Origin of the sequence: Vibrio sp. 10N.261.55.A7, assembly GCF_002877365.1 — a bacterium.
Lineage (GTDB): Bacteria > Pseudomonadota > Gammaproteobacteria > Enterobacterales > Vibrionaceae > Vibrio.
Window position 1 is genome coordinate 1 of record NZ_MCWZ01000007.1, and the last position, 554, is coordinate 554.

Genomic DNA, 554 nt, shown 5'->3' on the forward strand with positions numbered 1-554 from the left:
ACACGCTTTGTACAGCGAGACGAGTTACTCAGGTATTACTCACACACAGAGAATGTTACTTGGCCTATTGTTTTAGCTTGTGTGTAAATATCAGCACACATTGGCTCTGTGATGTTAGGTAAATCATTCATGTTCAATGATACTTGGCTTGCATTACCTTCATTGTAATAAGTCACGTCACCTGTGTTTAGGTTGTAAACGTAGGTTTCCCACGTTGTGTAAGACTCATCATTCGTTGGGTCGACTAAATCTTGTGGCACTTTGTTGCCAAAATCGAACATGCCTTTTAGTTTACCGCGTACATCAAGCCAGTCGGCATTTTCATCTGTAAATGAAATATTTTCCGTTGCGTAAAGGCCACGTATATTACGGTCAGCTGAACTGATTGAACCTGGTAACGTCGTTGAATCATTCATGTCGAAGTTTTTTGCGTATTCACGGTGATCTTGTTGTAACGGGGCATTGGCCATCACACGTAAATCACTATTGACATCACCACGGTGCATGACCATTTTTCCGCCTTCATTTAGCTGGAATAATGCAATGTCACCTGA

General features: G+C 41.5%; 1 pseudogene. It reads right to left on the reverse strand.

The annotated features are described in order from the left end of the window. Window positions 1–35: 35 nt before the first annotated feature. Window positions 36–554 (reverse strand): annotated as a pseudogene (locus BCU12_RS01035) (choloylglycine hydrolase); the annotation flags it as partial.